Origin of the sequence: Burkholderia sp. Ap-955 (assembly GCF_011753045.1) — a bacterium.
Lineage (GTDB): Bacteria > Pseudomonadota > Gammaproteobacteria > Burkholderiales > Burkholderiaceae > Burkholderia > Burkholderia lata_D.
Map to the genome: position 1 here is coordinate 20,020 of NZ_VWWH01000093.1, position 7,365 is coordinate 27,384.

Below are 7,365 nucleotides of genomic sequence, written 5' to 3' on the forward strand. Positions count from 1 at the left end.
TCAGTAGCGCGCGTTCAGCGTGACGAACGCCGAGCGGCCCGGTGCGATCGACGCGTAGTGCGCCGGATACGCCTGGTCGAAGTAGGTGCGGTTGAACAGGTTGTTCACGTTCAGCTGCAGGTCGAGCTTCTTGTTGATGCGGTACTGCGCCATCGCATCGAAGCGCCAGTACGACGGCACCGCGTGCTGGTTCGCGGGATCGCCGAACACCTGCGACATGTAGAACGCGCCGCCGCCGACGGTGAACTTCGGCGTCACGTCGTAGTTCGACCACATCGTGAAGCTGTGCTTCGGCGTGTTCGGGAACCGGTTGCCGTTGTTCGCCGTGTCCTTGCCGTTGTCGCGCAGTTCGCTCTTCATGTACGTATAGCCGCCGAACAGCTGCCATTGCTTCGTGATCTGGCCCGCGACGCCGAGCTCGAGACCCTGCACGCGCTTGTTGCCGACCATTGCGTACTGGTTGTTCGGCAGCGTCACGCGCGCGTTGGTCGTATCGATCTGGAACAGCGCGGCGGTCAGCGCGAGCTTGTCGTTCAGCACGTTCCACTTCGTGCCGAGCTCGATGCTGCGGTTTTTTTCCGGGGAAAGCTGATCGGCGTTCGAGCCGACGCCGCCGCGGCCCGGCGTGAGCGACTGCGTTTCGCTGCCTTCGCCGAGCATCATGCCGGCCGGCGTCGACGACGTCGCGTACGACGCATAGATGCTGCCGTTCTGCGCCGGCTTGAACACGAGGCCGGCCTGCCAGTTCACGAGCGTGTCGTCACGCGTGGTGGTCTTGCCGCCGTTGGCCTTGGTGTCGGTGAAGCGGGTCGAGTAGTCGTCGATGCGCACGCCGCCGTTGACCTGCCAGCGTGGCGTGATCTCGATCGTGTCGAAGCCGTAGATCGACTTCGTCACGGTGCGGGCATGCGCGTAGTCGTTGTTGCGCGTGATCGAGCCCGCCCACGGGTCGTTCGGGTTCGGCGACCACAGGCTCGTGCAGTTGTAGCCCGACGCGGCACCGATGCCGTTCTGGCAGATCTTGCCGTTCGCGGCGGCGACGTTGTACGTGTCGCGCTTGCCCCATTCGCGCGACAGCTCGATACCGGTTGTGAAGCTGTGCTTGAACGGGCCGGTGCGGAATTCGCCGAACAGCTCGGTCTGGTTCGCGAGGCTGTTGATCGCGCTGTTGCGCGTGTTCGCGCGCCGCCAGACCTTGCCGTTGACCACGTTGCCCTGGCTGTCGTCGGGCTGCGTCCAGATGTAGTCCTGCGTCGATTCCGTATAGCGCGTGGTGTTGCGGATCGTCAGCGACGACGTGATGTCGTGCTCGATCTTCAGCGTGCTGATGTCCGACGTCGTCTTGCGGAAATCGCGGTTGGTCAGGCCGTAGAAGTTGTGGCGGTCGACGGGCGCCGGGCCGTCGGTGGCGACGCCTTTCGGGAGGTTGAAGCCGTAGAAGTACGGGATGCCGCCGTCGGGCATGTCGTCCGTCTGCAGGTGGTAGTAGCTCGCGACGACGCGCGTCGACGTGCCGAGGCCGAACGCGATCGACGGTGCGACGCCCCAGCGTTCGTTGTTCACCGCGTCGCGGCCGGCGACGTCGTTGTTGTGGCTCATCAGGTTCAGGCGGAACGCGGCATGATCGGCGAACTGCCAGTTGCCGTCGGCCGTGAAGCGGCGATAGCGGTCGGTACCGAGGCCCGCGCTCGCGGCGGCGGTGGTGCCGAGGTGCGGGGCCTTCGTGATCAGGTTGATGCTGCCGCCCGCGCCGCCGCGGCCGCCGTAGGCGCCGTCGGAACCTTTGGTGATCTCGATGCGCTCGGTGTTGAAGATCTCGCGCGTCGTCGCGCCGGTGTCGCGCATGCCGTCGACGAACATGCTGCCCTGCGTGTCGTAGCCGCGGATGAACGGACGATCGCCGAGCGGGTTGCCGCCTTCACCGGCGCCGAACGTGATGCCGGGCACGGTGCGCAGCGCTTCGGTCAGCGTCGACGCGCCGCTGTTCTGGATCAGCTCCTGCGGGATCACGGTGACGGATTTCGGCGTGTCGACGAGCGGCGCGGTGAATTTCGCGGAAGCGGAGAAGTCGGCCTTGTAGCTGTGCTCGGCCTTGCCCTGGACCTCGATCGGCGCGAGATGGCCTTCGGTGCCGGCCGGGGCGGGCGGCGGCGTGCCGTCCGCCGCGAATGCCGGGCTTGCGGCGAGCACGCTGCACAGGGTGGTGAATTTGCCGAGCTTCAGCTCGTCGGGACGTGACTTCATGGTGCGCTTCGACCTCGCGGTGTGGCCCCGGGGGCGGTGCGCTGCGGAAATGTGCATGCCGCCGGGAATTATTACGATTTGTTTTCAGGCGGCATTCTATGTAATTTTTTATTGAATGAGAAGCGTTCTTGTTATCACTTGTTAGGAAAGTGTTAACTAATGTGGCGGGTGGTGGTGGGGCGCGCGGGGCGGTATTGATGGCCGAAAGGCCAGCTGTGGCGGCCGTGTCGGGCTGGGTAGAGTGGATCTGTTGCGGATCGCCCGCCATGACATCACGGTGATAATATGACTGCATTGAAAGCAAATGTGGTGAGGTGCATCATGCCTGTGATTACGGTTCGAAACCTGCCCGATGAAGTGCACCGTGCGCTGCGGATTCGTGCGGCCCAGCATGGGCGCAGCACCGAAGCAGAGGTGCGGGACATCCTCGAGCAGGCCGTTCTGCCGGGTGGTCGGCTCAAGCTGGGGACGCTGCTGGCGGAAATCGGACGGGAGGCGGGCGGCGTCGATTTCGACGCGCAGCGCGACAAGACGCTAACCGACCCGATGAGCTTCGAATGATCCTTGTTGATACGAACGTGACGTCCGAACCGTTGCGGCGCGAGCCGAGCGCGGCCGTGATCGAGTGGCTCGATGCCCAGAACGTCGAAACGCTGTTTCTTGCTGCGATCAGTCTCGCCGAAATGCGCTTCGGCGTGGCGGCATTGCCGGAAGGTCGCAGGCGCGACTGGCTTCACCAAAGCATCGAGCAGCGCGTCGTGCCGCTGTTTCGCGGCCGGATCCTGCCGTTCGACGATGCGGCGAGCAAAGCGTATGCGGACATTCGAGCGCGTGCGCGTGCCTCTGGCAGTGCGATCGCGCCTGCCGATGCTTTTATCGGCGCGACGGCCGAGGCGAACGGGTTGATCATTGCGACGCGCGACGTCGCGCCATTCGAGGCGGTCGGGCTGAGGGTGATCGATCCGTGGGCGTCCCAGGCGCCGATTGCTCACCTGTCCACCGCGCGAAAAAAATAAAGCGCGCCGGGCTGACCGGCGCGCTTTTCGTCGAGCGTGGGGCGCGTGACTGGTGCGCCCCGGCTGTTCCTTCTCAATCGACCCCGTGAAACACCGCATCCTCCGGCCCGAGGTAGGCCGGCGGGCGCCACGTCGCGTCGCGCATCGAATGCTGGACGAGGTTCTCCACACCGAGCAACACCGCGAAGATCGCCATCCGCACCGGAATGCCATTGTCGGTCTGGCGGAAGATCGCGAGGCGCGGGTCGCGGTTCAGGTCGACCGACAGGTCGTTCGCGCCGGGCCGGCTGTCGCGCGGCAGCGGGTGCATGATCAGCGTGTCCGGTTTGCACACCGAATCGACGAGCGCCTGGTTGATCTGGAAATCCGGCGTGTAACCTTCGAACGACTCGTCGGTGAAGCGCTCCTTCTGGATCCGCGTCGCATAGACGACGTCCGCGCCGCGCAGCCCGGCTGCGAGGTCGGTCGTCTGCTCGATCACATGGCCGTTCGTCGCGATCTGGTCGACGATGTAGGCCGGCATCTCGAGCGTCGGCGGCGACACGAGCGTGAACTTGAGCCCGCGGTACAGCGCGAGCAGCTTGACGAGCGAGTGCACCGTGCGGCCGTACTTGAGGTCGCCCACCAGCGCGATGTGCGCGCCGTCGACGATCTTGCCGAGCCGGGAGAACTCGCGCTGGATTGTATAGAGATCCAGCAGCGCCTGGCTCGGGTGCTCGCCGGGGCCGTCGCCGCCGTTGATCACGGGCAGGTTGGTCGCGCGCGCGAACTCGGCCACCGAGCCTTTCTCCGGATGGCGGATCACGAGCGCGTCGACATAGCCGGCCATCACGCGGCTCGTGTCGTAGATCGATTCGCCCTTGGCCATCGACGAGAACGTGAAGCCCGTCGTGTCGCACACCGAACCGCCGAGCCGGCAGAAGGCGGCGCCGAACGACACGCGTGTACGCGTGCTGGCCTCGAAGAACAGGTTGCCGAGCACCGCGCCTTCCAGCACGCGCGAAATCTTGTGGCGGCGCGCGATCGGCTGCATCACGTCGGCCACGCGGAACAGCGCCTCGACCGAATCCCGCGAGAACTGGTCGACCGAGATCAATTGCGGCTTGCCTTCGAACAGGAATTGCTTCGAGAGTCCCTGCTTGTCTACGCTTTGCGTATAGTCCCCGCCATCCGGCGAGCGCTCGACGATTTCCGACACGAAGCGTTCGACGATCTCGGGCATCCCGCGCGATTCCTGCGAATCGTCGGGCAAAAGCCACGTATCCAGCGCGCGCCGGCTCACGCCGATGCGGCTGGCGAACGCTTCGCGCGTCATGTTGAGGCGGCGCATGGCGTCGCGGAGGAAGGCTTGCTGGGGAACGGTCATCGGCGGCTCCTGACGAGAAATATACGCGATGCGTATATTAGTTCCTGGCGCGTTGAAGTCAAGGAAAATCTGTGCGAACCGGCTGTGTGGCCCGCGTGACGGACGGCGGGTTCGTACTGGCGCGCGGCGGCCGTCTCCGTATAATCAGGTCAGGCCCCGTGCCCGGCATCTTGCCGGGCGCCACGCCGCAAACGATTCGCCCGTCGGGCTTGTTGATTCCAAGGAGAATGAGAATGACGCGTACGATTGCTGCAATGCTGCTGGTGGTGACCGCCGCGCTCGCCGGTTGCAACACGGTCGCCGGTGTGGGGCAGGACATTTCGAAGGGTGGCCAGGCGATCAGCGATTCGGCTGAAAAGGCCAAGTAAGCCGACCGGTTCCGGAATGCAGAAGGCGCCGGGCCGTCCCGCGATTGCGGGGCGGCCCGGCGCCTTTTTACTTGCGGCCGGCGCTCGATGCCCGTGGCGTCAGGCGTGCTCGACGAACGCGTAACGGCCTTCGACCTTGCGCGGCGTGAACCAGCCGTAGTCGGGGAACAGGCGATTGCGGACGAACCAGACGTAGCCCACTAGCAGGACCGTGATCGCGAGGCTCGGCAGCGCGGTCGACGGATCGCGTCCGAGCTCGGCGATGGTCTTCGGCAACTGCAGCAGCGACAGCAGGATGAACGCGTGGTACGCGCCGACACGATTGGTCGCAAAGCCCCAGATGAACAGCAGCGACAGCGGCACGGTCAGCGCGAGGAATACCAGCACGAGGCCGTTGCCGGCGCCGGTGGCGAAGAAGTAGTACGCGAGCATGAGGCTGATCGCGAGCTGGGCGATGCCGAGCGCGACCAGGATCCGGATGTGCAGCTTGTTCTTGCGGCAGCGTTCGGGATCGGGGCGCGACGCGATCAGGTGCGCGAGCACGCGATCCTTGAGTCCCTGTCCGGACAGTTCGGCCAATGCGTCGGCCTTCCTCGTTCCCGCGGACAGCAGCACCGCGATTCTTGTTTTGGCTTCCTTCCTGTTCATTGCGTGGCGGATTGTTGTTCGATGGTTGTCAAAGGTTCCGGCCACGCGAATATTGCATCTTGCGGTGTGGGGCGCAACGGTTTTGCGGTGCGCGGACACATTCCTACAGTTGCCGGCTGCGTGGCGGGAGTGCGGGGATCGACAGCCAGGGCGGCGGGGCAGAGCCGCCGCCGTTTCCGCAACGCCGCAACGACGCGATGGGCGCGAGTCAGTCGGTGGCTGTTTGCGCGGCGGGTGCGGGGCGGGACGGTCGATCCGGATTCGCCGGGTGCGTATCGCGAGCTTCGGCTGGCCGTTCGCGTCGCCGCGTCGCGCCGACGACCATCCCGGCGACGACCAGCGCGATACCCGCGATACGCGTGCCGCTGAGCGTTTCGCCGAATAGCGCGACCGCGAACAGCACGGCCGAGACCGGCGCGACCGCCGTGAACAGCGCGGCCTCGGTGCCGCTCGTGCGTGCCGAGCCCGCATACCAGCACAGGTAGCCGAGCACGGTCGGCACCAGCGCGTAGTAGGCGATTGCCGAAACCGCGCCGACAGTCCAACCGGTTGCCACCGCGTGCCATTCGAACGCGGCTGGCACGAGGGCGAGCACGAAGCCGAGGCCGGACATCGCGGTGGACAGCGTCAGCGGCGGCAACGGTGCGGCCAGCCGCCGGTTGAGCAGGATGAATACGGCTTCGCAGGCGACGGCGGCCAGCACCAGCGCATCGCCGGCCAGCGTGCGGAGCGACGGCAGCGCCTGGCCGGGCGCGAACGTGACGAACAGCACGCCGGCCGTTGCCAGCGCGGCGGCCACCCAGTCGCGCGGCGTCTGTCGCTCGCGCAGCACGACTGCCGCGATCAGCGTCGACATCGCGGGCAGCGTGCCCAGCATCACGCCCGCATCGAGCGGCGACGACAGCTTCGTGCCGCAGATCAGCAGCACCGTATAACCGACACCGCCCGCCGCTGCCTGGATGACGAGCAGCACGGCGTCGCGCGTGGAGAGGCGCGGCCAGCGCATTCGCTGCGCACGCATTAGCGCGAGCAGTAGCGGTGTCGCGATCAGGAAGCGCAGCGCCGTGGCCACGAACGGCGGCAGGCCGCCGGCCGCGAGACGGCTCGCGATGACGGTGCTGCCGACGCCTGCCATTGCGGCGGCGAGATAGAGATAGCCAATCAGTCGTGTCTTCATGCGCTGCATCGTCGCGTACGGCGGCGGTGCGCGTCTTGAACGAAATTGCAGCGCGCGGGCGTGTCGAATACGGAGCGCGCGATTCGGCATGCCTGTGCGACAGGGGCGGGCGACAGTCACCGCAGTTGTCGATGTGGGCGCAGCCTTCGACCGGTGTGTTTGGTGACGGGCTCCGCGGGATGACGGCGGCGTCAAGCGGCCTGCGTGAACCGCCCCGGCGTGATCCCGAACTGGCGCGCGAACGCACGCGTCAAATGGCTTTGATCGGCAAAGCCGGCTTCGGCCGCGGCATCGGCGATCGGCAAGCCGCTGGCCAGCAGCGCGCGCGCCAGCCGCGCACGCGACTGGATCAGGTATGCGTGCGGTGTGATGCCGAGTTCGCGGGCAAATCCGCGCAGCAGCTGGAAGCGGCTGACGCCGCTCAGCTCGGCCAGCTCGGCGAGCGAGACCGGGGCGGCCGGCGCTGCGTCGAGCCGCTCCCGGGCGAGGCGGATCGCCGGTGCGACGCCCGCCGCCGGCAGCGTGCGGTTCGCATGCCGGGCGAGC

8 protein-coding genes are annotated in these 7,365 nt (G+C 66.4%); 3 read left to right on the forward strand and 5 right to left on the reverse strand.

The genetic code is table 11. The annotated features are described in order from the left end of the window. Nucleotides 1-2,244 carry a TonB-dependent siderophore receptor gene (locus F3J15_RS31260; RefSeq protein ID WP_166896056.1) on the reverse strand — a complete coding sequence of 748 codons (2,244 nt, stop codon included), beginning with the start codon at nucleotides 2,242-2,244 and terminating at the stop codon, nucleotides 1-3. Between the two features lie 321 nt (nucleotides 2,245-2,565). Here F3J15_RS31260 and F3J15_RS31265 point away from each other — a divergent pair, with 321 nt between their 5' ends. Beyond that, nucleotides 2,566-2,805, forward strand: coding sequence for an Arc family DNA-binding protein (locus F3J15_RS31265; protein WP_089448087.1), 240 nt, complete (start codon nucleotides 2,566-2,568; stop codon nucleotides 2,803-2,805). Further along, nucleotides 2,802-3,260, forward strand: coding sequence for a type II toxin-antitoxin system VapC family toxin (locus F3J15_RS31270; RefSeq protein WP_166896058.1), 459 nt, complete (start codon nucleotides 2,802-2,804; stop codon nucleotides 3,258-3,260). The genes F3J15_RS31265 and F3J15_RS31270 overlap by 4 nt, the downstream gene beginning before the upstream one ends. 73 nt (nucleotides 3,261-3,333) lie before the next feature. On the opposite strand, the gene F3J15_RS31275 is transcribed toward F3J15_RS31270, so the two are convergent. Next, a complete protein-coding gene (locus tag F3J15_RS31275; protein WP_089485383.1) occupies nucleotides 3,334-4,626 on the reverse strand; it encodes an aspartate carbamoyltransferase in 1,293 nt (430 codons plus the stop codon). A 233-nt stretch (nucleotides 4,627-4,859) separates the two neighbouring features. Here F3J15_RS31275 and F3J15_RS31280 point away from each other — a divergent pair, with 233 nt between their 5' ends. Next, nucleotides 4,860-4,994, forward strand: a complete 135-nt coding sequence (locus F3J15_RS31280) for an entericidin A/B family lipoprotein (RefSeq protein WP_006485835.1) — start codon at nucleotides 4,860-4,862, stop codon at nucleotides 4,992-4,994. A gap of 99 nt (nucleotides 4,995-5,093) precedes the next feature. Here the strand turns inward: F3J15_RS31280 and F3J15_RS31285 are convergent, their stop codons facing one another. The 3 genes from F3J15_RS31285 to F3J15_RS31295 form a co-directional block, all read right to left on the reverse strand. Next, complete coding sequence (locus F3J15_RS31285) at nucleotides 5,094-5,642, reverse strand: permease (protein ID WP_166896060.1); 549 nt, start codon at nucleotides 5,640-5,642, stop codon at nucleotides 5,094-5,096. A gap of 208 nt (nucleotides 5,643-5,850) precedes the next feature. Further along, a complete protein-coding gene (locus F3J15_RS31290; protein WP_240159239.1) occupies nucleotides 5,851-6,819 on the reverse strand; it encodes a DMT family transporter in 969 nt (322 codons plus the stop codon). A gap of 191 nt (nucleotides 6,820-7,010) precedes the next feature. Next, on the reverse strand, nucleotides 7,011-7,365 hold a 355-nt coding region (locus tag F3J15_RS31295), incomplete at its 5' end, for an AraC family transcriptional regulator (protein WP_166896064.1).